General features: G+C 39.0%; 27 protein-coding genes. 22 read left to right on the top strand and 5 right to left on the bottom strand.

Going from position 1 to position 26,121, the window contains the following annotated elements; all coding sequences use genetic code 11:
- Window positions 1–12 precede the first annotated feature (12 nt).
- From QZ413_RS07880 to QZ413_RS07890, 3 genes are all read left to right on the top strand, one after another.
- Window positions 13–1,461 carry an amino acid permease gene (locus QZ413_RS07880; RefSeq protein WP_297078995.1) on the top strand — a complete coding sequence of 483 codons (1,449 nt, stop codon included), beginning with the start codon at window positions 13–15 and terminating at the stop codon, window positions 1,459–1,461.
- Between the two features lie 65 nt (window positions 1,462–1,526).
- Window positions 1,527–1,928 (top strand): hypothetical protein, encoded by a 402-nt coding sequence (locus QZ413_RS07885; RefSeq protein ID WP_297078997.1) that lies wholly within the window; start codon window positions 1,527–1,529, stop codon window positions 1,926–1,928.
- A gap of 58 nt (window positions 1,929–1,986) precedes the next feature.
- Entirely contained in the window at window positions 1,987–2,328 is a 342-nt protein-coding gene (locus QZ413_RS07890; RefSeq protein ID WP_297078999.1) for a hypothetical protein, read from the top strand.
- Here QZ413_RS07890 and QZ413_RS07895 read toward each other — a convergent pair.
- The gene (locus QZ413_RS07895) at window positions 2,315–2,935 is read right to left on the bottom strand and encodes a TetR-like C-terminal domain-containing protein (RefSeq protein WP_297079001.1); all 621 of its coding nucleotides are present in this window, start codon (window positions 2,933–2,935) and stop codon (window positions 2,315–2,317) included. The two genes, QZ413_RS07890 and QZ413_RS07895, sit on opposite strands and share 14 nt — an antisense overlap.
- A gap of 124 nt (window positions 2,936–3,059) precedes the next feature.
- Between QZ413_RS07895 and QZ413_RS07900 the strand changes: the two genes are divergently transcribed.
- Window positions 3,060–5,630: a YhgE/Pip domain-containing protein gene (locus QZ413_RS07900; protein ID WP_297079003.1), complete on the top strand. Its 2,571-nt coding sequence runs from the start codon at window positions 3,060–3,062 to the stop codon at window positions 5,628–5,630.
- Between the two features lie 42 nt (window positions 5,631–5,672).
- Here the strand turns inward: QZ413_RS07900 and QZ413_RS07905 are convergent, their stop codons facing one another.
- Window positions 5,673–6,218 (bottom strand): biotin transporter BioY, encoded by a 546-nt coding sequence (locus QZ413_RS07905; RefSeq protein ID WP_297079005.1) that lies wholly within the window; start codon window positions 6,216–6,218, stop codon window positions 5,673–5,675.
- A 76-nt stretch (window positions 6,219–6,294) separates the two neighbouring features.
- Here QZ413_RS07905 and QZ413_RS07910 point away from each other — a divergent pair, with 76 nt between their 5' ends.
- Window positions 6,295–6,612: a CHY zinc finger protein gene (locus QZ413_RS07910; protein ID WP_297079007.1), complete on the top strand. Its 318-nt coding sequence runs from the start codon at window positions 6,295–6,297 to the stop codon at window positions 6,610–6,612.
- 32 nt (window positions 6,613–6,644) lie between these two features.
- Here QZ413_RS07910 and QZ413_RS07915 read toward each other — a convergent pair whose 3' ends face one another.
- Window positions 6,645–7,193 carry a metal-dependent hydrolase gene (locus QZ413_RS07915; protein WP_297079009.1) on the bottom strand — a complete coding sequence of 183 codons (549 nt, stop codon included), beginning with the start codon at window positions 7,191–7,193 and terminating at the stop codon, window positions 6,645–6,647.
- Window positions 7,194–7,358: 165 nt separating this feature from the next.
- Here QZ413_RS07915 and QZ413_RS07920 point away from each other — a divergent pair, with 165 nt between their 5' ends.
- The 3 genes from QZ413_RS07920 to QZ413_RS07930 all read left to right on the top strand — a co-directional run bounded on the left by QZ413_RS07920 (window position 7,359) and on the right by QZ413_RS07930 (window position 11,656).
- On the top strand, window positions 7,359–8,468 hold the full coding sequence (locus tag QZ413_RS07920; RefSeq protein ID WP_297079011.1) for an AI-2E family transporter: 1,110 nt from the start codon (window positions 7,359–7,361) through the stop codon (window positions 8,466–8,468).
- A gap of 110 nt (window positions 8,469–8,578) precedes the next feature.
- The gene (locus tag QZ413_RS07925; RefSeq protein ID WP_297079013.1) at window positions 8,579–9,955 is read left to right on the top strand and encodes a hemolysin family protein; all 1,377 of its coding nucleotides are present in this window, start codon (window positions 8,579–8,581) and stop codon (window positions 9,953–9,955) included.
- A 120-nt stretch (window positions 9,956–10,075) separates the two neighbouring features.
- Window positions 10,076–11,656, top strand: a complete 1,581-nt coding sequence (locus QZ413_RS07930) for a peptide chain release factor 3 (RefSeq protein WP_297079086.1) — start codon at window positions 10,076–10,078, stop codon at window positions 11,654–11,656.
- Window positions 11,657–11,693: 37 nt separating this feature from the next.
- On the opposite strand, the gene QZ413_RS07935 is transcribed toward QZ413_RS07930, so the two are convergent.
- Window positions 11,694–11,993 carry a DUF1827 family protein gene (locus QZ413_RS07935; protein WP_297079014.1) on the bottom strand — a complete coding sequence of 100 codons (300 nt, stop codon included), beginning with the start codon at window positions 11,991–11,993 and terminating at the stop codon, window positions 11,694–11,696.
- A 128-nt stretch (window positions 11,994–12,121) separates the two neighbouring features.
- Window positions 12,122–14,314: an ATP-dependent Clp protease ATP-binding subunit gene (locus tag QZ413_RS07940; RefSeq protein WP_297079018.1), complete on the bottom strand. Its 2,193-nt coding sequence runs from the start codon at window positions 14,312–14,314 to the stop codon at window positions 12,122–12,124.
- Window positions 14,315–14,640: 326 nt separating this feature from the next.
- Here QZ413_RS07940 and QZ413_RS07945 point away from each other — a divergent pair, with 326 nt between their 5' ends.
- The 14 genes from QZ413_RS07945 (at window position 14,641) to fabZ (ending at window position 26,118) form a co-directional block, all read left to right on the top strand.
- Complete coding sequence (locus tag QZ413_RS07945) at window positions 14,641–14,907, top strand: phosphocarrier protein HPr (RefSeq protein WP_297079019.1); 267 nt, start codon at window positions 14,641–14,643, stop codon at window positions 14,905–14,907.
- Window positions 14,907–16,634, top strand: coding sequence for a phosphoenolpyruvate--protein phosphotransferase (gene ptsP, locus QZ413_RS07950; protein ID WP_297079021.1), 1,728 nt, complete (start codon window positions 14,907–14,909; stop codon window positions 16,632–16,634). Before QZ413_RS07945 ends, ptsP begins: the two co-directional genes overlap by 1 nt.
- A gap of 165 nt (window positions 16,635–16,799) precedes the next feature.
- Window positions 16,800–17,837 (top strand): glycosyltransferase family 4 protein, encoded by a 1,038-nt coding sequence (locus QZ413_RS07955; protein WP_297079024.1) that lies wholly within the window; start codon window positions 16,800–16,802, stop codon window positions 17,835–17,837.
- An 18-nt stretch (window positions 17,838–17,855) separates the two neighbouring features.
- The gene (locus QZ413_RS07960) at window positions 17,856–19,088 is read left to right on the top strand and encodes a glycosyltransferase family 4 protein (RefSeq protein ID WP_297079025.1); all 1,233 of its coding nucleotides are present in this window, start codon (window positions 17,856–17,858) and stop codon (window positions 19,086–19,088) included.
- Between the two features lie 66 nt (window positions 19,089–19,154).
- Window positions 19,155–20,027, top strand: coding sequence for an NAD(P)-dependent oxidoreductase (locus tag QZ413_RS07965; protein WP_297079027.1), 873 nt, complete (start codon window positions 19,155–19,157; stop codon window positions 20,025–20,027).
- Between the two features lie 89 nt (window positions 20,028–20,116).
- Complete coding sequence (locus QZ413_RS07970) at window positions 20,117–20,347, top strand: YkuJ family protein (RefSeq protein WP_297079029.1); 231 nt, start codon at window positions 20,117–20,119, stop codon at window positions 20,345–20,347.
- Between the two features lie 183 nt (window positions 20,348–20,530).
- A complete protein-coding gene (locus QZ413_RS07975) occupies window positions 20,531–20,971 on the top strand; it encodes a MarR family winged helix-turn-helix transcriptional regulator (RefSeq protein WP_016185685.1) in 441 nt (146 codons plus the stop codon).
- Window positions 20,972–20,980: 9 nt separating this feature from the next.
- Window positions 20,981–21,943 (top strand): beta-ketoacyl-ACP synthase III, encoded by a 963-nt coding sequence (locus tag QZ413_RS07980; RefSeq protein ID WP_297079032.1) that lies wholly within the window; start codon window positions 20,981–20,983, stop codon window positions 21,941–21,943.
- Between the two features lie 34 nt (window positions 21,944–21,977).
- The gene (locus QZ413_RS07985; protein ID WP_016185683.1) at window positions 21,978–22,202 is read left to right on the top strand and encodes an acyl carrier protein; all 225 of its coding nucleotides are present in this window, start codon (window positions 21,978–21,980) and stop codon (window positions 22,200–22,202) included.
- Between the two features lie 60 nt (window positions 22,203–22,262).
- A complete protein-coding gene (gene fabD / locus QZ413_RS07990; protein WP_297079036.1) occupies window positions 22,263–23,192 on the top strand; it encodes an ACP S-malonyltransferase in 930 nt (309 codons plus the stop codon).
- Window positions 23,193–23,201: 9 nt separating this feature from the next.
- A complete protein-coding gene (gene fabG / locus QZ413_RS07995) occupies window positions 23,202–23,939 on the top strand; it encodes a 3-oxoacyl-[acyl-carrier-protein] reductase (protein ID WP_297079038.1) in 738 nt (245 codons plus the stop codon).
- Between the two features lie 16 nt (window positions 23,940–23,955).
- The gene (fabF, locus tag QZ413_RS08000; RefSeq protein WP_297079040.1) at window positions 23,956–25,197 is read left to right on the top strand and encodes a beta-ketoacyl-ACP synthase II; all 1,242 of its coding nucleotides are present in this window, start codon (window positions 23,956–23,958) and stop codon (window positions 25,195–25,197) included.
- Window positions 25,194–25,685 (top strand): acetyl-CoA carboxylase biotin carboxyl carrier protein, encoded by a 492-nt coding sequence (gene accB / locus QZ413_RS08005; protein WP_297079042.1) that lies wholly within the window; start codon window positions 25,194–25,196, stop codon window positions 25,683–25,685. The genes fabF and accB overlap by 4 nt, the downstream gene beginning before the upstream one ends.
- A 4-nt stretch (window positions 25,686–25,689) precedes the next feature.
- Window positions 25,690–26,118: a 3-hydroxyacyl-ACP dehydratase FabZ gene (fabZ, locus tag QZ413_RS08010; RefSeq protein ID WP_297079044.1), complete on the top strand. Its 429-nt coding sequence runs from the start codon at window positions 25,690–25,692 to the stop codon at window positions 26,116–26,118.
- The last annotated feature ends 3 nt before the right edge of the window (window positions 26,119–26,121 follow it).

The raw sequence follows: 26,121 nt of genomic DNA on the forward strand, positions 1-26,121 counted from the left end.
GAGGGGTTAGGTATGCAACAAGTACACAAACAATCTACACCAGTCACGCCAGCTCCTTCGACATTTAAAACGTTATCAAAAATCAGTTTGCCAACGTTTATCGGGTTAACATTTGCACTAGTGGCAGGTCCTTATTATTCGACATTGACGGCGACAGGATGGAACATGTTTATCTATATGGCCATTGCAGCTTTATGTTTTGCCTTACCGATTGCGTTAATCTCAGGTGAATTTGGTACGACTTTTCCAGGAAGAGGCGGCCCAGAGCTATGGGTGAACAATACGTTAGGCCCTAAGTGGGGATTTGTGACTTCTTGGTTGATTTGGGCAGCCATGTTTCCGTCGATGGTAGTAGTTGGAACTGGTTTTGCACCGATGCTTGCACTGTTGATCAAGCGCCCAGATCTAGTTGAAAATCCGCTTTATACATTGATTGTCATTTTAGCTTTGGTTTGGTCGATGACGTTGTTAAACTTGAAATTTGATATGGCGAAAATCAATGGGAAGTTTGGGATATGGTTAGGACTTTATATTCCAGTATTGATGCTATTTTCTTTAGGCTTGATTACCTTTATTAAATTTGGATTTTCATCACATAGTATTTTAGGTCCATTTTCAATGGATAAGTTACTGCCGCAATCGTTGACGTCTGGTACAGGAATGTATTTTAGTGGCATCATCTTCGTTTTTTTAGGAATCGAGATGTCTTCGGTCTTTATTACACGTTTAAATAACCCTTCAAAACAGTATTCTAAAGGAATCATTACCGCTTTGGTGATGCTGGCTTTGTTCTCATTGATCAATTCATTTTTGGTAGCCAATGTCATTCCAGCTGGCAAGATCCAATTGAATAATGGCGCGCAACCATTGCAAATTTTTGCAAATGAACTAGGATTACCGTATATTTTAGTCCAACTCTTTTGTTTGTTTTCTGTCATCAGTGTAGTAACCAATATGTCGACGTGGTTTGTCAGTGCGTCTAAAACCATTACACAAAGTGCGTTACAAGGTGATTTTCCACCAAAATTCAAGTTTTGGAAAACCAATCAATTCAACGCTTGTAAAAGTTTGTTGCTCGTACAAGCCGTAGCGATCTCGCTTTTAGCAGGAGCCTATGTTGTGATTCCAGGAATCAATAAAGTGTTTATCATTATCACCAATAGTGGTACGGTTTTATATTGTATGGCCTATTGCTTGATGGCGATTGGATTTATCGCTATGCGCAAACAAAACAAGGTGCAAGAACATCCATTTAGAATCGGGAAAAAAGGCAATGGTTTAGGATTCTTCATGGCAGGATTGCTGATCGCAACCGTCGTATTTGCGCTAACGATCACCTTTATCAATAATAATCTATTGAATTTTATCTTTGTTGTGGTACTTGTAGCGATCTTGTTTGCCATCCCTTTGATCATTTATAAAGTCAAAAAACCTGCGTGGAAAGAAAATTTACCAAAATAAGATAGATAATGGTCAAGCCACAGCAGAAATGTTGTGGCTTTTCTTTTAGCAGAAAGGAGTAGAACATGGATCAAGAACAACTTTTTGTCTTAGAAAAATTGGGTGTGTTAGATTTTAACCAACGGATAACAGGTTTGGCAGCTGTAACAAGTTATGCACAAAAGATTCGAACAGATCCAAAATGGACGCTTTTTGACCGTAGACTATGTTGGTATGTGTTGAAGTTAAGTTGGCAAATCGAAATGCCCTTGACGGTTAAAACAGCACGTGAATTAGCAATGGATATGAAAGTATCGACGAAATCAGAAGCAAAAGAACTAGGCTTGATATTGGAGTGGATCGAAGTGAAATTTCATATCAAGCCAGAGCTTTTGTTAAACGAATGGTGTAGTTGTATTCAAAATCGACAACATACAGCACCTTACACACAAAGATTGATGCGTATGTTAACATTCGGGACATTTTGAAAATCGCTTAGAACGAAAGATCTGGTGTCTCTGTGAGTGTATACACACGCTGCTGATAATGCAACAACATGAACACACGTTTATTGCGCTACTTTATGATCCTGATTACCCTAAAGACACCTCATATGAAAGTGTCTTACTTGACTTGGCTTACGTTGCGAAAATGTGTTATAGCGAACGGTTTAGTGATTACCTTACCACACACTCCACGTTAGGACTTTATTTAACTGAAACAGCGATAAAAATCACTGAAAATAAACCACTATGGCATGCGCCACTACACCGTGATTGGAGCCATTCTTTAGCACATGACATCGCACTATACAAACAACTATTGTCAGAACTTGATCGCTACCACCAACGATTTTTGCAAACAGCAACTATCCTTAATCCTCATTAAATGATGCGATTGTACGTAGCGGGCCCATTTTGTTATAGGTCAACAAAAGACGAGCGATTTCAGCAGGTGATTCGACCATCCCGGTTTTGATCCAATATAAGATACTTTCTGCTTGTACATCAAATAAGACGATATCGATATAAGCTTTTGGAATCTCTGAAAATAACTGTCTAAATTGTTCGAGGTGACGGTCAAGTAAATAAGCCAGTAGATCATAAAGAGTTTGTTTGGCATGAAAATAAAAGGCCGAATCATTATGGTCTTGTAACAATACTGGAAACAAGCGATGTTCTGCTTTGACTTCTTGTAAAATCAACAGCACAGTTTGGTAATCCACAAAAATGGTCTGTTCATCGGTAACATTGATGCGTGTTGGATCTAAGCGTTTATCTTTCAAGATATTCATCAATTGTGCCAGTGTTTCTGTGGTTTCTTGTTTGATCAAGTGATGGATATCTTCATAGTAATGGTAAAACGTACTCCGATTGACATGTGCTTTGCGACACAATTCGCTGACTTGTATTTCGCGAATCGGTTTGATTTTGGATAATGTAACTAGGGCTTCATATAATTTAACTTGGGCATTATGTTTTTTGACGACACCCATGTGCACGCACTCCTTTGATGAACCGACAGATTTCAAAAATCTGTTGGTTGTTTTTCGGTTTTCTCCATACTATACTAAATTTCTAAATCCGACAATGTGTTGTATAGTTATAGGAGGCATAACCATGTGGAAAAAAGAATTACAAACGATTGCGCGTGACAAAAAGTTACGCATCGTGTTACTCGTCATTGCCTGTATCCCGCTGCTCTATGCGGCAGTGTTTTTAGGATCGATTTGGGATCCTTACGCAAAATTAGATCAGCTAAAGGTCGCAGTCGTCAATGAAGATCAACAAGCAACCTTCCAATCAAAAAAGATCGCGATTGGAAAAACGCTCGTTCAAAATCTAGAAAAAAACGATGCATTGGATTTTGAGATCGTGTCAAGTCAACAAGCGACAAAAGGCTTAAAAGATGGTACATACTATATGAAGATCACGATTCCAAAAACGTTCTCCAAGCAAGCAACGACCTTGTTTGATGAAAAGCCACAACCAATGCAACTGGCGTATGAAACGAATCCTGGTCGTAATATGGTTGTAGGGACCATTACCGAATCTGCGACAAAGGCATTACAAGAATCAGTACGTAAAGAAGTAGCCAAAACGTATACCACAGCACTTTTTGATCAATTTAAAGCAGTTGGATCAGGCTTGTCTGAGGCTGGAAAAGGTGCTGAAAAGTTAGAAAATGGGACAAATGAAGTAGCAACAGGTGCACAGACACTTACCGATAACTTGAATCAGCTTGAAACATCGACATTAGCGTTTACGAATGGAAGTCAAACATATGAACAAGGAATTCGTACATATACAACCGGTGTTCGCACTTTGAACGATGGCGCAAAACAAGTAAATGAAGGCACACAAGCTTTAGCGAACAAAGTTCCAAATCTAACGTCTGGTGTTTTACAGCTTGAAAATGGGACAAATGCACTAAACGATGGGGTAACAGCGTATACTTCAGGTGTTACAAAAGTCAATGCTGGAGCGGCAACTTTGGCACAAAAGAGCCCCGAATTAGTTACAGCTGTTCAAAGTCTTACGACGGGATTGACCCAACTATCTGAACAAAGTAGTGCATTACCTTCAGCACTCACTGATCTAGGTCAAGGAACTACGGCTCTTGAGAATACGATCCAAACCCAACTCTTGCCACTAGTCGATACACTAGTTGCGCAATTGCAACAGACACGTTTAAGCGACACACAAACGATTGATCAAACGATAAATCAATTAAACCAAACGATGATGGCTGTTGTCGCTCAATTGGATACGGATCAAGCGACTCAACTCGCTTCACAGTTGAATCAGTTGCAGACTCTTTCTGAAGAGCAACAACAACGCGTGATTTCTGATACCGCTACTTTTTTGACGCAACTGACGCCGTTAAAAGAACAAATGCAGACAGTCAGTCAAAGTATCGACGAAGTCCAACGTCAACTTTCACAACTTACATCAGGTAAAGGCGATGAAACACCACTTGTAACAGCTACGACTTTACAACAAGGTATGGTACAGTTTAGTGATACGTTTACGACAGTCGATCATACTGTAACTCAACTTGCGCAAACAACTCCGGCTATGACAGATGGTCTAAATTCTTTAGTTGAAGGTAGTCGTCAACTTAAAGACGGCGTGAACATGTATACGAGTGGTGTCACTCAGTTGTCAGAAGGGACGAATCAACTAGCAACAGCTACTCCTGGTTTGCTAAGTGGTAGTGCGCAATTGACACAGGGGATCACACATTTAAATCAACAAATGCCGACTTTAGCTAAAGGCATAGATAGTCTTGCAAGCGGAACTGAGAAAGTTGCAAACGGTAGCCAGCAGCTCGTGACCAATAGCCCTGCGCTTACACAAGGAGCTTCACAAATTGTGACAGCTTCGACGCAACTTGCCGATGGTAGCCAAAAATTAGCTATAGGAAGCCAAAAATTGACTGCAGGAGAGACGACATTAGCTGATGGTACAGCTACATTAGCGAAAAGTTTGAATTCAAATGGTCAAGACGTGACAAATAAAGCTAGTGTTTCAGATGAAACGATAGCCATGTTTACTACACCGATCACGCTTAAAAAGACAGAGTATAGCCATGTTAAAAACTATGGATCTGGTTTAGCACCTTATTTTCTTTCAGTAGCATTGTTTGTAGGCGCTTTGGCCTTTAATGTAATCTATCCGATGGCAAAAGCGATCAAAAAACCAAATAAAACGTGGGAATTGTTTACTTCAAAATGGATATTGATGGTGATCTTTGCACTAAGTCAAGCGATGATCTTAGCGACAGTGATGTTGTTTGCGATGCACATTCAGCATCAAACGATTTTAGGATTTTATATCATGGCAATCGTTTCTTCACTTGCTTCGACTAGTTTAGTCACGTTGTTGAACGTAGCGTTTGGGACGATTGGAAAAGGGCTATCGATGGTGATGCTTGTCTTACAACTTGGCTCAGCAGGCGGTACGTTTCCTTTAGATGTAAGTAATTCATTTTATCAGTTTTTACACCCGTTATTTCCAATTACGTACAGTGTGATGGGATTAAGACAAGTCATTTCAGGTGGGATGCAAGCTCATGCATTTAGTCAAGCAGCTTTGGCGTTGGGGATGTATCTACTTGTCTTTAGTAGTTGTTTATACCTCGTATTTTGGCGTAAAATAAAAACCGATCGTTTAGAAACGGTAAAATAAAAAATACACATCGTCTTATAAGACGATGTGTATTTTTTTGTTTTACGATAATTTTTTGAAAAACGGCAACGTCAATAAACGTCTAGCTACGATAACGACCACACACGCTTTGATCGTATCTCCAGGAATAAATACAAGGTTAGAAAGTAAGGCTTGGATGAGCGGCATGCCAGTCGTGAGTGTTAATCCAATCGAGCCCATGATGTCCACAAATAACACACCAGGTAGCCAAATTATCAAAAATTGTTTGATCACATTATGTGTAGTCAAAAAATTTGTTTGGTTTAAGCCGATCAAAGTTGCGCAAAAAAGCCAGCTAACTAAGTAACCTACTGTGACACCGGCAAACACGACAAGGCCGCCCGAACCACCAGATAAGATTGGAAAGCCTAATGCAACTAACACTAAAAATAGAAAAACAGTGAGGGTGCCTCTTTTGGCACCCAGTAAAATTCCTGCAAGCATGATCCCTAAATTTTGGAAGACCAAAGGAACAGGTAAGATGCCTAGTGGGATGGGAGGGATGAAGCCTAAAATGATGATGATCGCAAGCATCATAGCGATTGAGGTAATGGTTCTTGTTTTCATAGTTGTGTAAACTCCTTCTTTTATTATGTTACCCATTATATTATAATAAGTTAACAAAAGAAAGGGGAAATAAACGATGTCGATAAATTATGTGCAACAGATCTATGGAACACAACTGGATGAAGCTGGTAGATGTTGTCATTATCAAAAAGAAGAAGATGTCGTTGCGCTAAAATGCGGACGATGTCAAACATACTATGCGTGCTTTAAATGTCATGATGAATGGGAGACACATCACTTTCATGCAATCGATCGAGCTGATCTTGCTCCGGTAATGTGTGGTGCTTGTCATCAAACACTGAGCTATGAACAATACCAAACACAGCGTTGTCCTTACTGCGCTCATGCATTTAATCCTGGATGTTCTCTTCATCACGAGATTTATTTCAAATAAAAAAGATACGTGAGAGACGTATCTTTTTAGGCTTATTTAGATAAAAATACTGTAAACCATTGGGATAGATTCGTTGGATTGATCAGTGGATCGGGTGTTGTTGTGAGTTTTCCTTGGCTATAGCAATAGTAGATAAATAAAATCGCACAGACACCAAGCGTTTTTTCTACAGCACCGCCTGTCGTATACAGTGGAATGTGGTATTTAAATTTTGAGAGTGGTTTCAACCAATAGACACCGTTTCGACTAAAACTATCTTCTAAAATATGTAAAGTTGCACCAAAGGCTAAACAATAGCTCAAGGTCAAGGCATCGAATTTTACTGTGATCAACGCACTAATAAAAAATAATGCCAATGGGAAAAAAATCGTGTGGGTCAGCCCACGATGGCCAAAGACGGCTTTGATGACGTTTGATAATCCAAGTGTTCGTTGCCCGATGACTGAATGAGGCTCATCGATATCTGGTAAGAGCACACCTAGATTGAGTAGTAGTACATTTGTCACATTCAGCGTGTTGGTTTGGGCCATGATCGGCAGCGCGATCGCATTGCTGACTAACAAGTGGTTCGTATATAACATAGTGATCTCCTTTATTCTTGTTAAGATAACTAGTTTAGCATAAAAAATAACATCGTGAAATATAATTTATAAAAGTAGTATGAAAAATAAATTCTAAGGATTTTTCGCTTTCCTTTTGCATCTTCATCTAAATAGCCTATAATGAACAAAAAGGAGGCGAAAATCATGTTTACGAAAAAAAATAAACGAAGTTTGATGTATTGGTCGCTTGAAATCTTAGTCTTGGCAACCTTGATCTTTGTATTAAGTAAAATCAATTTTTTATTTCAACCGATCGGTACGTTCTTTTCGACTTTGTTTATCCCAGTATTGATTGCAGGTTTTTTATTTTACGTACTTAATCCGATTGTGTTATTCATGACAAAGCGGTTGCATATCAAACGCATTCTAGCCATTGCTATTGTCTTTTTATTATTGATTGCAGCAATCGTTTTGATCATTATGACGGTCATTCCCAACTTGATCAATCAAATAGCACAATTGGCATCGAATATTCCAAACTTCATGAATGATGTCGAAGATTGGGCCACAAAGCTTGCACAAAGTGAAATGTTCAAAAAGTTTGATTTGATGGGTGAGTTAGAAAAATTGAATATTTCTTATGGTACACTGATCCAACGGTTTTTGAGCGGTCTGTCTAGTAGTCTTGGTTCGATTTTTAGTACGGTAGCCAGTGCGACGATCATTATTCTGACAGCACCATTTATTTTGTTTTACATGTTAAAAGACGGGGAAAAAATCGTTCCAAACGTAGAGAAAGTTTTTTCTAAAAAGCGTGGCGCTCAAATCGCTGAGTTGCTTGGTCAAATGAATCAAACATTGGCTAACTATATCAGTGGTCAAGTTATCGAATGTTTATTTGTAGGAACCTTTACCTTTTTAGGCTATTTTATTTTGGGTGTCGATTATGCATTCTTGTTTGGTGTAATCGCAGGATTGACGAATTTGATTCCTTATCTAGGTCCATATCTAGGCTTGATGCCTGCGGTTTTTGTTACGATTTTTAATGAACCGTTTAAAGCGTTGTTATGTTGTGTCGTCGTGTTGATCGTCCAACAGTTAGATGGTAATATCATTTATCCAAATGTGATTGGAAAAACGTTAAAAATCCATCCATTAACCATCATCATCGTCTTACTTGTAGCAGGCAATCTTGCAGGACTATTGGGGATCTTTTTAGGGGTTCCGTTTTATGCGATTTGTCGTACGGTGATTATTTTTGTGATTAAAATCATTAAAGAAACGAAAAAAGGGCCGTTAGAAATCGACACATAAGAAGATTTCGTTGCAAAGATTTTTGCTTTATGATACGATTTGAGCGTGGATTTATCCATGCTTTTTTTTTATATAAAATGAACAAAACAGAATAAGGAGAGAATGCAACTATGAATGCTGACCCTGATAGTCAGTCGCTTTTAGCGCAAATTTTATTATTAGTTATCTTAACGTTGATCAATGCGTTTTTTGCTGCAGCCGAGATCTCGATGGTTTCGATCAACAAAAATCGAGTGGAACAAAAAGCCGAAGAAGGGAATATAAAGTCAAAAAAATTACTTAAAATATTGAATAATCCAACCAACTTTTTATCGACGATCCAAGTCGGGATTACTCTAGTCAATATTTTATCTGGTGCGGCGTTGGCCGAAAGTTTGACTGCCAAATTGACTCCACTTTTAGGAACGGGTACAGCTGCGAGAAGTTTAGCTAATTTAATTGTATTGGCCGCTTTAACTTATGTATCTATCGTATTTGGAGAGTTGTATCCAAAACGAATCGCTTTAAATAAATCTGAAGAAGTTGCTCAAGCTACTTCAGGCATCATTCGTGTGTTGGGTACAGTGATGACACCCTTTGTTTGGTTCTTATCTGCATCGACCTCGCTTTTATCTAAATTGACACCGATGAAGTTTGACGATGAGGATTCAAAAATGACGCGTGATGAGATGCGCTATATGCTTGAAACAGAAGGCGTCTTAGAAGATGATGAATTAGAAATGTTGCAAGGTGTCTTTTCTTTAGATACCAAAGTGGCACGAGAAGTGATGGTCCCAAGAACGGATGCGTTTATGATCGATATCAATGATCCAATGGAAGAAAGTTTAGAAGCCATGCTAGCGGAAAACTATTCTCGTATTCCTGTCTACAATGAAGATAAGGATAAGATCGTTGGTGTGATACACACTAAAAATTTACTAAAAGTCGCATTTCAAGTTGGGTTTGATCAATTGAACCTACAATCGATTTTACAAGAGCCGTTATTTGTTCCTGAAACGGTCTTTATTGATGATTTATTATATGAATTAAAACGAACACAAAATCAAATGGCGATCTTATTAGATGAATATGGTGGTGTCGTTGGAATTGTGACACTGGAAGATTTACTAGAAGAGATCGTTGGTGAAATCGATGACGAAACGGATGAAGTCGAGAATCTTTATGAAAAAATCAATGATCAAGAGTATCTGATCCAAGGACGGATGTTGATTGAAGACTTCAATGAAGTCTTTGAGACCACGTTGCATATGTCGGATGTCGATACGATGGCCGGCTATTTGATCACCGCACTTGGTACGATTCCAGACAAAGATGAAAAATTATCGTTTGAAATTGATCATTTGACCTTGATCACAGAAGAGATGGAAGGCAGTCGGGTATTAAAAATCCGAGTGATCTTTTCAAAAGATGAAGAAAAAGAAATCGAACCTGAAGAGGAACGCCGCTTTTTCAAAAAAGAATTTGATGATGATGAACCTCGTCGTTAAAAGAAGAAGCCATGTGCTTCTTCTTTTTTTCGTCTTTATTTCATGCTATACTAAACCAGTTGTTACAATTAGATCGAGTAAAAAAAGGAGGATTGTACTCATTTTTTGAGTAAAACCTATATGAAAAACCCAAACTTACATGAACAAGTCGACAGTCGCCGCACTTTTGCGATTATTTCCCATCCGGATGCTGGGAAAACGACAATTACAGAGCAATTATTATTATTTGGTGGCGCGATTCGTCAAGCTGGTACCGTAAAAGGAAAAAAGACCGGTAATTTTGCAAAATCCGACTGGATGGAAATCGAAAAACAACGTGGGATCTCGGTAACCAGTTCAGTGATGCAATTTGATTATCAAAACAAACGAGTGAATATTTTAGATACTCCTGGGCATGAAGATTTCTCAGAAGATACGTATCGTACCTTGATGGCTGTTGACAGTGCGGTCATGGTGATCGATAGCGCAAAAGGGATCGAAGCACAAACGAAAAAATTATTCCAAGTTGTCAAAAAACGTGGAATCCCGATTTTTACCTTTATCAATAAATTGGACCGTGATGGTCGTGAACCGCTGGAATTACTAGAAGAATTGGAAGATTTATTAAATATCGAATCGTATCCGATGAACTGGCCGATCGGAATGGGAAAAGGAATGGAAGGTCTTTATGATATCTTTAATGACCGCGTGGAATTGTATCGTCCTGAAAATTACGATGGTGAGCGCTTAGTGGCACTTGATGAAAATGGTGAATTGCCGTCAACGCATAAGCTGACCGAAAATAGTGTCTACCAACAAGTACTAGAGGAAGTGGAACTATTAAAAGAAGCAGGAGATGAGTTTGATGTAGAGAAGATCACACGTGGTGAACAAACTCCAGTATTCTTTGGTTCGGCATTAACGAACTTTGGTGTGCAAACATTTTTAGAAACCTTTTTACAGTTTGCCCCAGCGCCACATAGCCATCCAACTGTTGATGGACAAGAAGTTAGTCCATACGAAGAAGATTTTTCAGGATTTGTCTTTAAGATTCAAGCCAATATGAATCCAGCCCATCGCGATCGTATCGCCTTTGTTAGAATCTGTTCAGGAACGTTCGAGCGCGGAATGGATGTCAACTTACAACGTACAGGGAAAAAAGTAAAATTAAGTAACGTGACACAATTTATGGCTGATGCTCGTGAAAATATTGAAGAAGCTGTAGCAGGAGACATTATCGGGGTATATGATACCGGAACGTATCAAATCGGAGATACACTGACAGAAGGGAAATTAAAAGTCGAATACGAAGAATTACCTTCATTTACACCAGAATTGTTTATGAAAGTTACTGCTAAAAACGTAATGAAGCAAAAATCCTTCCATAAAGGAATTTATCAGCTAGTTCAAGAAGGTGCGATCCAATTATATAAAACCTATTTAGCGGATGAATACATTATTGGTGCGGTTGGACAGTTGCAATTTGAAGTCTTCCAATACCGTATGTTAAATGAATACAATTCAGAAGTGATCATGACACCAATGGGCAATAAGATTGCACGATGGATCGATCCAGAAGACTTAGATGAACGAATGAGCTCAAGTCGTAATATTTTAGCGAAAGATCGTTTTGATCAACCTTTATTTTTATTTGAAAATCAATTTGCTGAACGTTGGTTTACTGAAAAATATCCTGAAGTCAAACTAAAAACACTACTATAAAATAAATACAGGCTCTTCTTTAAAGAAGAGCCTGTGTTTATTTTTGTATAGGAATCGAAAGTTCAACCAAGTGTGGTTCTTCAATGATGGTAAAATGTTCTGGATCAAATGTAGCCGAGGGCATTTTTTTGAAAAAATAATTTTTGATGTCACGAATTTCATTTTTCATAATTGCTCGTTTTTCATTGACCAATAAAATCTCATAATGCGTTGGTGCGACAGTATAGACGACGGTGATATCACCAGCCGTATAGACTTTCACCATCTCGGCATCTGTGCTTTCAAGTTGCTGCATGACCAGACGCGAATGGCTATTCGTTACATTGACTAACTTCATTACGCTTCACCTCGTTTTGATTGTGTCTAAATGATTCGCTTACATTCTATTACTATTATAATTTTTATTTAGAAAAAGGGAAAGAAAAAGATTTAAAAAGGCTAGATTTTCTAGCCTTTTTAAGCAGATCATGCTTCAGTGTCTAAAGAAGTATCTTTTTGTGTGATCTTGATCTCGCCATCTTCGGTTACATATGCCGTAAGTTGCGTAACACTTGGATGATCTAGGTAAAACTCAGCGATACTGTCTTCGATCGTATCTTGGATGGTGCGACGCAAGGGTCTAGCACCCATACTAGGATCATAGCCCAAATCGACTAATTTTTCTTTGACTTCCAATGGAACCTCTACATGCAAATGTTGCGTTTGTAGCAAGTCATTGACTTCGTCCAACATCAAATCAACGATCGTTACGAGCATCTCTTTGGTTAAGGCGTTGAACTCGATGATTCCGTCAAAGCGATTTAAAAATTCTGGAGTAAAGTAGTTTGGAAGCTGATTTAAAATCGAACGTTGTGTCCCAGCTAAACTAGCACCGAAACCAACACTTGCTTCAACGTTACCTGTGCCTGCATTACTTGTCATAATAATAATCGTATCTTTAAAGCTGACCGTACGCCCTTTAGCATCTGTCAAACGACCATCATCTAGAATTTGTAAAAACATATGCATTACGTCAGGATGCGCTTTTTCGATTTCATCTAAAAGGATCAAGCTGTAGGGATTTCGACGAACTTTTTCCGTTAATTGTCCTGCTTCTTCATATCCAACATATCCTGGAGGAGAACCGATCAGTTTTGAGATGCTATGTTTTTCCATATATTCAGACATGTCAAAACGGATCATTGCATCTGTTGAACCAAATAGTTCATCCGCTAATTGTTTCGCCAATTCGGTTTTTCCAACACCGGTTGGACCGACAAATAAAAACGAACCGATTGGTCGATTTTTTTTGCCTAACCCGATGCGATTTCGTCGAATCGCTTTTGCCACCTTATCGACAGCATCATCTTGGCCGATCACTTGTTTTTTCAAATCATCCGCTAGATTTTTCAATTGTGTTTGCTCTTTTTCTTTTAATTCGCCGACTGGAATACCGGTTTGTAACTCGATCAACTGTTCCATCGTTTTTTCAGTAATAACAGGAATTTCTTCATCAGCCAATTGACGGTCTTTTAATGTTGTCAATCGATTGATTTGATCACGATAATAAGCAGCTTTTTCAAAGTCTTCTTCTTTAGAAGCTTTTTGTTTTTGTTCTTCTGCATCGGCTAATTTTTTCTCGATCGTTTTCGGATCAGCAAATTGGATCGTTAGATTTTCTTTTGAACCTGTTTCATCAAGTAAGTCGATTGCTTTATCTGGTAAAAAACGATCTTGGATATAGCGACTGGATAGTTCTGCCGCAGCACGAATCGCTTCTTCGGTATATTTGACATGATGGTAATCTTCGTATTTTGATTGAATCCCTTTTAATATCGTGATCGTTTCTTCTATAGAAGGTTCATCGACACGTACAGGTTGCATCCGGCGTTCTAAAGCCGCATCTTTTTCGATGATCCGATACTCATTTAGCGTTGTCGCACCAACTAATTGGATTTCACCACGCGCTAAAGCAGGTTTTAAAATATTTCCTGCATCTAGATTGCCATCGCCTGTTGCACCAGCACCAACGATCTCATGGATTTCATCGATAAATAAGATCACTTGACCATTTTGCTTGATCTCATCCATCAGTTTTTGCATACGTTCTTCAAATTGACCACGAATACCAGTTCCTTGAACAAGTGAAGCAACGTCAAGTCGAATCACTTCTTTATCTAAAAGTTTTTGGGGAACTTCGTTGTTTACGATTTTTTGTGCCAATCCTTCAACGACAGCAGTTTTTCCGACACCGGGTTCACCGATCAAAACAGGATTATTTTTGTTGCGACGATTTAAGATCTCGATCACACGCGCGATTTCACGATCACGACCAATGACTGGATCGATCTGGCCATCACGTGCAAGTTGTGTGATGTTGCTTCCATATTCTTCTAATAATCCTTTAGGACCATTTTTTCGTGGTGGTTGCCCATTGAACCCTGATTGTGTAGGTGGGGTTTGTTGAGTGTTTTCTTGTTCCATTCGTTGTGACATTTGTTTAAAGAAATCATCTAAATTTCCAAAGCCAAAAGGATCTTGTTGGGCCATACGTGCTCCTTGTTGTTGTTTGATTTTTTGATAGCAACTTTGACAATAGTCGATTTGTGTACGTTGACCGTTGACCGTTGCATATAAATGAATTGTTGCTTCATTTTTACCACAGTTTTGACAAAGCATAGATTCACAACCTTTCATGAATAATGGCGCAATAAATGTCAAAGAAATCATTGACCAATATTGACCTTTAGAATTATTATACTGATTTTTTGAACAGACGCAAGTATTTGGATTCGTCTCATTTTTCGAATTTTTATTTGAAAAATTATGTAAAAATATTCTGTCTTTTTTCTTAATTTGGGCGGAAAAATCATAAATATCTTAGTAAAACGGTTGTCTAATAAGTCAAAAGATGGTAATCTAAACAATTGAAAGGGTTAACGTTTTTTAAATTACGAAAACCCTAACAAAAATATTATTCGTTGAATAAAGGAGATTGATTAATTATGGAAAAGAAAGAATTTCACGTAGTTGCTGAAACAGGGATCCACGCACGTCCAGCTACATTATTAGTACAAACAGCTAGCAAATTTAGCTCAGATGTAAACTTAGAATACAAAGGTAAATCTGTAAACTTGAAATCAATCATGGGCGTTATGTCTTTAGGTGTTGGTCAAGGTTCTGACGTTACAATCACTGCAGAAGGCGCAGACGAAGCAGACGCAATTGCTGCAATCGCTGAAACTATGCAAAAGGAAGGTTTATCTGAATAATGGTTGATATGCTAAAAGGAATTGCAGCTAGTGATGGCGTTGCCGTTGCAAAGGCGTACCTATTAGTTCAACCTGATTTATCGTTTTCTAAAGTAACTGTAGACGATACAGATGCTGAAGCAAAACGTTTGGATGATGCCTTATCAAAGTCAACTGAAGAATTACAATTTATCCGTGATAAAGCGGCACAAACTTTAGGTGAAGCAGAAGCACAAGTGTTTGATGCTCACTTAATGGTATTGAGCGATCCTGAGATGGTTGGACAAATCAAACAAAACATTTCAGATAACAAAGTCAATGCTGAATCAGCATTAACTGAAGTTACGAATATGTATATTGGGATGTTCGAAGCAATGGAAGATAATGCTTACATGCAAGAACGTGCTGCAGATATTCGCGACGTAACAAAACGCGTGTTAGCACACTTATTGCAAGTAACATTACCAAACCCTTCAATGATCAATGAAGAAGTAATCGTTGTCGCACACGATTTAACACCTAGTGATACAGCTCAGCTAGATCGCAATTTTGTTAAAGCGTTTGTAACTGATATCGGTGGCCGTACATCGCATTCTGCGATCATGGCTCGTTCTTTAGAAATTCCGGCAATCGTTGGAACAATGGAGATCACTGATAAAGTTGCGGCAAATCAAATGCTTGCAGTAAACGGGATCACAGGTGATGTGATCTTAGATCCTACTGAAGAGCAAAAAGCAGAGTTTATCGCTGCTGGTGACGCTTACGCTGCGCAAAAAGCAGAGTGGGAAAAACTAAAACATGCCAAAACAGTTACAGCTGATGGCAAACATTTTGAACTTGCAGCAAATATTGGAACACCTAAAGATTTAACAGGTGTAAACAATAATGGTGCTGAAGCAGTTGGATTGTATCGTACAGAATTCTTATACATGGATTCTCCAGATTTTCCTACTGAAGAAGATCAATATGTAGCTTACAAAGCGGTATTGGAAGGTATGGACGGTAAACCGGTTGTGGTACGTACAATGGATATCGGTGGGGATAAAGAGTTACCATACTTGACATTACCACACGAGATGAATCCTTTCTTAGGATATCGCGCACTACGTATCAGCTTGTCTAGCTTAGGTGAAGACATGTTCCGTACGCAATTACGTGCGTTGCTACGTGCTTCTGTACATGGTAATTTACGTATTATGTTCCCAATGGTCGCAACAATGGGCGAGTTCCGTTCTGCGAAAGCTCTTTATAACGAAGAGCGCCAAAAATTAATCGATGAAGGTGTTGCAGTAGCAGACCACATCGAAGTAGGGATCATGATCGAAATTCCAGCAGCAGCTGTAATTGCAGACAAATTTGCTAAAGAAGTTGACTTCTTTAGTATTGGAACAAATGATTTGATCCAATATACTATGGCAGCGGACCGTATGAACGAACGCGTTTCTTACCTATATCAACCATACAACCCTTCAATCTTACGTCTGATCAAACACGTTGTGGAATCAGCGCATAAAGAAGGCAAATGGGCTGGTATGTGTGGAGAAATGGCTGGAGATCAAACAGCAGTTCCACTACTTATGGGAATTGGTTTAGACGAATTTTCAATGAGCGCAACGTCTATTTTGAAAACGCGTAGCTTAATGAAACGTTTAGATACGACCAAAATGAAAGAATTAGCAGATCGTGCGTTGAATGATTGCGATACGATGGAAGAAGTAGAAGCATTAGTTGCGGAATACTTGGCTTAATTCAAAGTTAAAAGAGCGGCTTTCTTTACAGAAAGTCGTTCTTTTTTTACATAAAACACGAAGAATCCTTCATAAGTCCTACGTACAATCAAGTGAGCTATGCTATAATGAACAGTGAACATTCTCCTTGTGTGAGAATCAACCTGAAATTAGGAAGGAAATCATATGCTTAAGATCACAATGTTTTCAAAAGCAGATAAAGTAAAAGGACAAGGAGTAGGAAGTGCATATATTGAATTGATCAATATGCTGAATGAACGCTTTAAAAAAGAATTTTTGATCAACATCAATACTTGGAATAAAGCCGATATTTCGCATTATCATACCGTAAATTTTCCTTTTTATTTATCCACGTTTTTTAAAAAGCAACGTGGCGTAAGAATTGGCTATGTTCATTTCTTGCCAGAGACGTTAAAAGGCAGTATCGAACTATTTGCACCTTTTCAAAAGATATTTGAGTGGTACGTGTTAGATTTTTATCGACGAATGGATGAATTAGTGGTCGTAAATCCTAGTTTTATTCCAGAATTAGTCAAAGCAGGCTGTCCTGAAGAAAAAATCACGTATATCCCTAATTTTGTATCCAATACGGTATTTTATGAAAAGACAGCCAGCGAAAAAGAAGCATTACGCCAAAAATACGGTTTTTCAGATACGCAGTTTATTGTTTTAGGTGTAGGCCAAATCCAAAAACGAAAAGGGTTAGATGATTTTATTCAACTGGCCAAAGATAATCCAGATATAACCTTTGTCTGGGCCGGGGGCTTTTCTTTTGGTAAAATGACAGACGGTTATGAAGAGTATGAAAAAGTCTATAAACACCCACCTCAGAACCTGATTTTTCCAGGGATCATCGAGCGTGAGGAATTGGTGGACTATTATAATTTATGTGACGTATTTCTACTGCCTTCTTATAATGAATTGTTTCCGATGAGCATTTTAGAAGCGTTCAATTGTGGAACACCGGTGATGGTTAGAGAATTAGAATTGTATCAGTCGGTCATCAAAGGCTATTATATTGGATGCCAAGATCGATCAGATATGCAAGAAGCGTTACGTCGTTTTAAAAATGAGCCTTCATTATTGGATGCTTTTGAAGAAAAATCACGACAAGCCGCACGTTATTATTCCAAAGAACACGTTGCGCAAATTTGGTATGAGTACTATACAAAAATGGTGGAAACATACCGTAAATCGAATTAAGAGTCGGAGGGAGAAGAGTTGAAGGTTGGATTTTTTACAGACACCTATTTTCCACAAGTTAGTGGTGTGGCCACTTCGATCAAAACATTAAAAGACCAGCTCGAAGCAAATGGTCACCAAGTGTATATTTTTACGACTACTGATCCGCATGCACCAAAGTTTGAAGAAGGCGTGATCCGCATGCCAAGTGTACCTTTTGTTTCATTTAAAGATCGTCGAATCGTAGTTAGAGGGATGTGGTATGCGTATTTGATCGCCAAAGAATTGCAACTTGATCTGATTCATACACATACTGAGTTTGGTACTGGTATTTTAGGGAAAATGGTTGGGAAAAAATTGAAAATACCGGTAGTCCATACGTATCACACGATGTATGAAGATTACTTACATTACGTAGCAAAGGGAAAAGTCTTACGGCCAGCACATGTCAAATATTTTTCACGTCTATTTGTCAATCATTCGACTGGCGTTGTCTGCCCAAGCGAACGTGTGATCAAGACCTTGCGTGAATATGGGGTTTCCATTCCAATGCGGATCATTCCGACAGGGATCGAGATTGAGCGGTTTAAGCGTCCAGATATTACGCCAGCTATGAAAACACAACTTCGAACAACGTTAGGTCTGACAAGTCAGCATATCATGTTGTTGTCGTTAAGCCGCTTATCGTATGAAAAAAATATTCAAGCGATCTTACATGGTATGCCCGAAATATTAGCCGCTAATCCGCTTATTCGTCTCGTGATCGTTGGTGATGGACCTTATAAAAGCCGCTTAGAAGAGATCATTGCGACTTATGGTATTGAAGATTCGATTATTTTTGTAGGTGAGGTTCCAAACAAAGAAGTTGCGCTTTATTATCATGCAGCAGATTATTTTGTGAGCACGTCGACCTCGGAAACACAAGGGTTGACGTATACCGAAGCGATGGCAGCTGGGTTGCCACTAATAGTAGAAGGAAATGATTATTTAAATCATTTGATCGATGATGAAAGTTTAGGGACGACGTTTGCTACTGATGCGGATTTTTCCCAAACGGTGCTAGATTATATCAAACGAAAACTTCCAGCTCAGCCAGAAGTTTGCCAACGAAAATTACACGAAATTTCAGCAGAACAATTCGGACAAGCGATGATCCATTTTTATCAAGATATGATTGCGTTAAAACAAAAAGAACGAACTGTAGAGACTAAAGAAATCGCGATGAAAAAGATCAAGTTTAAATTAAGTAGTTCGAAACGATCCGGACAATAATAATATGAAACACTACGTGACCAGTGGTATACTGATGGCGTAGTGTTTATTTTTGGAGGGATGAAAATGAAGATTGGATTTATTGGAACAGGCGTCATGGGACAAGCGATGGCACAACATTTACTCGATGCAGGACACGAATTATTTGTCTTCAATCGTACAAAAGAAAAGACAGATCAACTTGTTACGAACGGTGCGATTTGGTGTGAAACGCCGCAAAAAATCAGCCAAGTAGCAGAGATTATTTGTACGATGGTGGGGTATCCAAAAGATGTCGAAGAGATTTACTATGGTGAACAAGGTATCTTTGCTAGTGATCTTACAGAAAAGTTATTGATCGATTTTACGACGAGTACGCCTAAACTAGCTGAAAAAATCGCGCAAAGTGCCAAAAAAGTTGGTGCCCAAAGCTTGGATGCACCTGTGTCTGGTGGTGATCTAGGTGCGAAAAATGCGACCTTGACGATCATGGTCGGTGGCGAACAATCGGCATTTGAACGCGCGTTGCCTTTGTTTAAACAAATCGGAAAAACTTATCAACTCCACGGAACAGCAGGAAAAGGTCAGCATACAAAAATGGCCAATCAAATCATGATTGCGGGCACGATGACAGGAATGACAGAAATGTTAGTCTATGCCAATCGTGCAAATCTAGATTTGGAGAAAGTCATTGAAACATTAGGCGGTGGGAGTGCCAGTAACTGGTCGATGTTAAATTACGGTCCGCGTATTTTAAAAGAAGATTACACACCAGGATTTTTCGTGAAGCATTTTATTAAAGATTTAAAAATTGCACTGGATGAAGCCAAACGTATGAAACTTGAATTACCGGCTACCGCTCTAGCAACTAGCCTCTACGAACAGCTTGCGGACAAAGGTTTTGAAAATGATGGGACACAAGCGCTCATTAAACTTTATTGGCCAGACGGAAAAAAATAAGAAATGGCTGATTTTTTTGTCAAAATCAATGCAAGATAGCGTTGATTCTGTTACAATGTAACAGAAACGAGGAAAGGGAGGATTGCTGAATGAAAAGTTCGCAATTAGTCGCGATTATTAGACGTCTCGAAGCGATGATTGAAGCGCAAGATAATGAAGTACAAGTACGCCGTTTTGAAAAAGAAGGCGTTGAAAAGTGTACGGTAACGTATGACCGCACAACTGAAACATTTGAATTAACAGAAGCTGCATCGAATCAACCATATCAATTTGATAATGTAGATATCGTAGCAATGGAAATTTATGATTTAATTCAATAAAAGAAAAAAGAAAATGAGCAAGCTAAGCGAACTCGTTTTCTTTTTTTATCAAAAAATAAAGAATATCTGTTTTTTTGTGCTGCTTTCTGAAAAAATAAAAAAACTACTTGCATTTTCTCTTTCTGTAATTTATAGTTTGATTATCAAATCATTTGATAATCAAACTATCCGGGTGGCGAAGTCATGAGTGAAAATTTTGAACAAATTAATGATCTTCTAGTTGAAGTATTCAATGATATCTTGGTCATTGAAGAGTCAGAATTAAAAAAATCACAATTTAATGACTTGTCGATCACTGAAATGCATACGATTGAAGCTGTGGGCATGTATAAAAAGAAAACGACCACAGAAGTTGCACGTGAACTATCGGTTACAGTAGGTACGCTTACGATTGCCGTCAATCGTTTAGTCAAAAAAGGATATGTCGAACGAATTCGTAGTGAAGACGATCGACGTGTGGTTAAATTAGGTTTGACGAAAAAAGGAAAATTGCTTTACCGTGTTCATCAACATTTTCACCGCGAAATGATTCGCTCTGTCGTAAAGGGAATGGATAAAGATGAAGTTTCAGCGTTATTACAAGCGCTAGATAGCTTGCATAACTTTTTGCAAGAATACAAGTGAGTGGACGAAATGACGAAATATGGACGAATCGTGGCGAGTGCTAGTTATACACCAGAACAGATTGTCACAAATGATGATCTAGCGCAAAAAATGGATACTAGTGACGAGTGGATCTATTCTCGAACTGGGATCAAGCAACGCCATATTGCTACAACAGAAAATACTTCTGATTTGTGTATAAAAGTGGCCGAAAAACTACTTGATGAAGCAAATCTAACACCGGATGCTCTCGATTTTATTATTGTAGCGACCATGTCACCTGATTTTCAGACTCCCTCTGTGGCGAGTATGGTGCAAGGAGCGGTAGGAGCAACAAAAGCATTTGCTTTTGATATGAGTGTTGCGTGTTCTGGTTTTGTCTATGGTTTGTCGATTGCCGACAAATTGATTCAAGGCGGAGCAACCTGCGGATTAGTTATCGGTGGGGAAGTATTATCGAAAATGGTCGACTGGCAAGATCGCTCAACTGCAGTGTTGTTTGGTGATGGAGCTGGTGGGATCGTGTTAGAAGCAAGTACGCAAAAAATGATTTTAATCGATGACCTACATTCAGATGGGACACGTTTTGATGCGTTGACTTCTGGCTGTGTCACGACAGATAATCAATTAAAACAAGCCAAACAATTGTCTCCGTTACAAATGAATGGCCGTGCGATCTTTGATTTTGCAACTCGTGAAGTAATGGCTTCGACGAAGGCGATGCTAGGTGACCAACTGGCTTCTGTCGATTACTTTTTATTGCATCAAGCCAATTCACGTATCTTAGATATTTTCGCACGTAAATTAAAAGTACCAAGAGAACGTTTTTTACAAAACATGCAAAATTATGGAAATACATCGGCAGCGACTATTCCATTATTATTGGATGAGGCAATCAAAGCGGGTACCATTACGCTTGGTAGTCAACAAAAAATAGTGATGACTGGTTTTGGCGGTGGATTAACTTGGGGTAACTTATTACTCGAAGTATAAAAAATAAAACAAACAATATTTGGAGGAATTATTCATGGTATTCGAAAAAATTCAAGCAATCGTAGCAGAAGAGTTAGGTAAAGAAAAAGACGAGATCCAATTAACAACAAACATTCAAGAAGATCTAGAAGCAGATAGCTTAGATTTATTCCAAATCATCAACGAAATCGAAGATGAGTTTGACGTGAAAATCGAAACTGAAGATGGAATCAAAACAGTTGAAGATTTAGTGAAATACGTAGAAGCACAACAAGCATAATACATGAGAGGCTGGGCGAAAGCCTGGCTTTTCTTATTGGAAAGAGAAAGGGGAATATTCATGTCAACTGCCTTTTTATTCAGTGGTCAAGGCGCACAATATGAGGGAATGGGAAAAGAACTCTATGAAGCATATCCAGTTGTTCGCGAGACATTTGATGAAGCAAGTGATACGTTAGGCTATGACGTTGCCGCGTTATGTTTTGAACCAAATGATCGTTTGAATTTAACCGAATATACACAACCTGCTATTTTGACCGTGAGTACAGCCTTTTTAAGGGCAGCCAACCAAGAAGGGTTGCATCCAGATGCTGTGTTGGGACTAAGTTTAGGTGAATATACGGCACTTGTCGCAAGTGGGGCATTACCATTTGCCACTGCAGTAGATCTTGTGAAAAAACGTGGACGATTTATGACACAAGCCGCACCATTTGGATCGGGTAAAATGGTCGCTGTGATGAATGCAGCAGTCGAAGAGATCGAAAAATCGTGTCAAGAAGCTAGCGAAATGACCGGAAAAATCGTCGTGCCTGCCAATTACAATACACCACAACAGATCGTTATTGGTGGCGAAGTCGAAGCTGTCGATCAAGCAGTAGTATTGTTACAAGAAAAAGGTGTTCGCCGCATGATCCCCCTAAACGTTAGCGGACCATTCCATACACCAATCTTAGCGCCAGCGGCAACACAACTGGCACAAGAACTCGCGCAAATCGCATTTTCAGAAATGAAGCTTCCGGTGATCGCCAATACCACGGCTAAAGTGATGAAGCAAGATCAAATCAAAGAATTGTTAGAACGCCAAGTGATGTCACCTGTTCGTTTTTACGAAAGTATTGCGACGTTACAAGATTTAGGTGTTACCAATTATATCGAAGTTGGTCCAGGAAAAGTCTTAAGTGGCTTCTTGAAAAAAATCGATAAAACACTAGTCAGTGAACGAATCGAAGATCAAGCAACTTTGAAACAAACATTAGAAGTATTTCAATAGGAGGTTTCCATGGAATTACAAGGAAAGAATGCATTCATTACAGGGAGTACACGCGGTATTGGTTTAGAAATCGCCAGAGCGTTTGCTAAACAAGGAATGAATATCGTATTAAATGGACGTGGAGCAGTTTCTGAAGAACTAATCGCAGAAATTACCGCTCATGGCGTAAACTGTGTAGCCGTTTCAGGCGATATCTCAGATTTTGAATCAGCTGGTCGTATGATCAATGAAGCCGAAGAAAAATTAGGCAAACTAGCTGTTTTGGTCAATAATGCAGGAATTACCAATGATAAATTGATGTTACGTATGTCAAGTGAAGACTTTGAACAAGTAATCAAAGTCAATCTGACAGGCACGTTTAATATGACCCAACATGTTTTGAAAAAATTTATGAAACAACGTGAAGGGGCCATCATCAACTTATCAAGTGTTTCTGGTTTGATGGGAAATGTCGGACAAGCGAACTATGCAGCGAGTAAAGCAGGTGTCATTGGGTTTACCAAAACAGTAGCACGTGAAGCGGCACCTCGTGGCATTACATGTAACGCAATCGCACCAGGCTTTATTAAAACAGATATGACCGATGTATTATCTGATAAAGTCAAAGAGCAAATGCTACAAACGATTCCGTTACAAGCATTTGGTTCAGTAGAAGCTGTTGCGGATACTGCTGTCTTTTTAGCAAAAAATTCATATATCACAGGCCAAGTTATCAATGTCGATGGCGGCCTAGTCATGAACGGATAGAAAAGGAGCATTCAAAATGAATCGAGTAGTCATTACAGGTTATGGTGTTGTCTCTCCAATCGGGAACGACCCGGAAGCCTTTTTATCAAGTTTAAAAGAAGGTAAAAATGGAATTGGTCCAATCACAAAATTTGACGCTGAAGATACGGGCGTACATGTTGCCGGTGAAGTCAAAGATTTTCCATTAGAAAAATACTTTACGAAAAAAGATACAAAACGTATGGAAATGTTTTCGATTTACGGCATCCATGCGTCACTAGATGCAATGGAAATGGCTGCTTTAAAAGCAGAAAATATTAATGCCGATCGTTTTGGTGTTATCGTAGGTTCTGGTATCGGTGGATTACCAACGATCCAAGATCAAGTAACACGTATGAACGACAAAGGCCCACAACGCGTGTCACCAATGTTCGTGCCATTATCTATCGTCAACATGGTATCAGGAAACATTTCGATGCGTGTGGGTGCAAAAGGTATTAGCTATTCACCTGTTACCGCATGTGCAACTGGTACAAACGCAATTGGTGAAGCGTATCGTAATATCAAACATGGCTATTCTGACGTGATTTTAGCCGGTGGATCAGAAGCAACGATTTGTGAAATCGGAATTGCTGGATTTGCCTCATTAACGGCTTTGAGCAAAGAAGAAGATCCAAACAAAGCTTCGATACCATTTGATAAAGACCGTAATGGTTTTGTTATGGGTGAAGGTGCTGGAGTCTTGGTTTTAGAATCTCTAGAACATGCTCAAGCACGTGGCGCAAACATTTTAGGTGAAGTTGTAGGATATGGCTCAACTAGTGATGCTTACCATATGACAGCGCCAAACCCTGATGGTTCAGGTGCCGGTAAAGCAATCAAATTAGCCTTAGAAGAAGCAGCGATCACTCCAGATCAAGTAGGCTATATCAATGCGCATGGTACAAGTACACCAACCAATGATGGAGCAGAAGCAACTGCTATCAAATATGGTTTAGGTGAAGGCTATATGAATACGTATGTAAGTAGTACAAAATCAATGACAGGCCACTTATTAGGGGCTGCAGGTGGTGTAGAAGCGGTAGCGACACTATTAGCTTTACAACACCAATTTATCCCACCAAATATCAATGTTACCGAACAAGATCCAAGCATTGAATTGAATGTGGTAAAAAATCAAAGTATCGATGCAACATTTGACTATGCATTAAGTGATTCACTAGGTTTTGGTGGTCATAATGCTGTAATTCTAATGAAGAAATGGGAGGAAGAAGCGTGAACTTCTCAGAAATTAAAGAAATCGTAGCCTTAATCAATCAATCCAACTTAACGGAATTCCATGTGAAGGACCAACAATTTGAATTGTATTTAAATAAAAATGCACAAGCACAAAAAACAATGAGCGAAGCGCCTGTAAGTGCACCAGTTCAAGCACCAGCACCAGTAGTAACACCTACAGCAACATCTACAGCGACACCTGAAGCAGCTCCAGTAGTAGAAGCAGCAACAGAAGTAGAAGACACTACAGGTAAAGAAATTACTTCTCCGTTAGTTGGTGTAGCTTACCTTAAACCAAGTCCAGATAAAGCCAACTTCAAACAAGTCGGCGATACAGTGAAAAAAGGTGACGTATTGTGTATCTTAGAAGCGATGAAAGTGATGAATGAAATCGTCAGTGACGTCGATGGGACAATTTCAGCGATCTTAATTGAAAATGAAGCAGTTGTTGAATACGGTCAACCATTATTCCGCGTGAGAGAAGGGTAAAGTTATGACAAGTCTAAACATTCAAGAAATCAAAGAAATCATTCCACATCGTTATCCGATGCTACTGATCGATCGTGTTGAAGAGATCGTAGCAGGAGAAAAAGTTATCGCAAAGAAAAACGTGACAATCAATGAGCCATTTTTCCAAGGCCATTTCCCTCATGAACCAGTAATGCCAGGTGTGTTAATTGTAGAAGCAATGGCACAAGCAGGGGCGGTAGCATTATTATCGATTGAAGAATTCAAAGGAAAAACAGCGTACTTTGGCGGAATCGATAAAGCAAAATTCCGTAAAAAAGTGACACCAGGCGATACCTTGATGTTAGAAGTTGAGATTTTAAAAGTAAAATCAAACGCCGGCATCGGAAAAGGTGTAGCGAAAGTCGACGGTAAAAAAGTAGCCGAGGCTGAATTAACCTTTATGATTGGATAGGTG

Origin of the sequence: uncultured Enterococcus sp., from assembly GCF_913775425.1 — a bacterium.
Taxonomy (GTDB): Bacteria; Bacillota; Bacilli; order Lactobacillales; family Enterococcaceae; genus Enterococcus_G.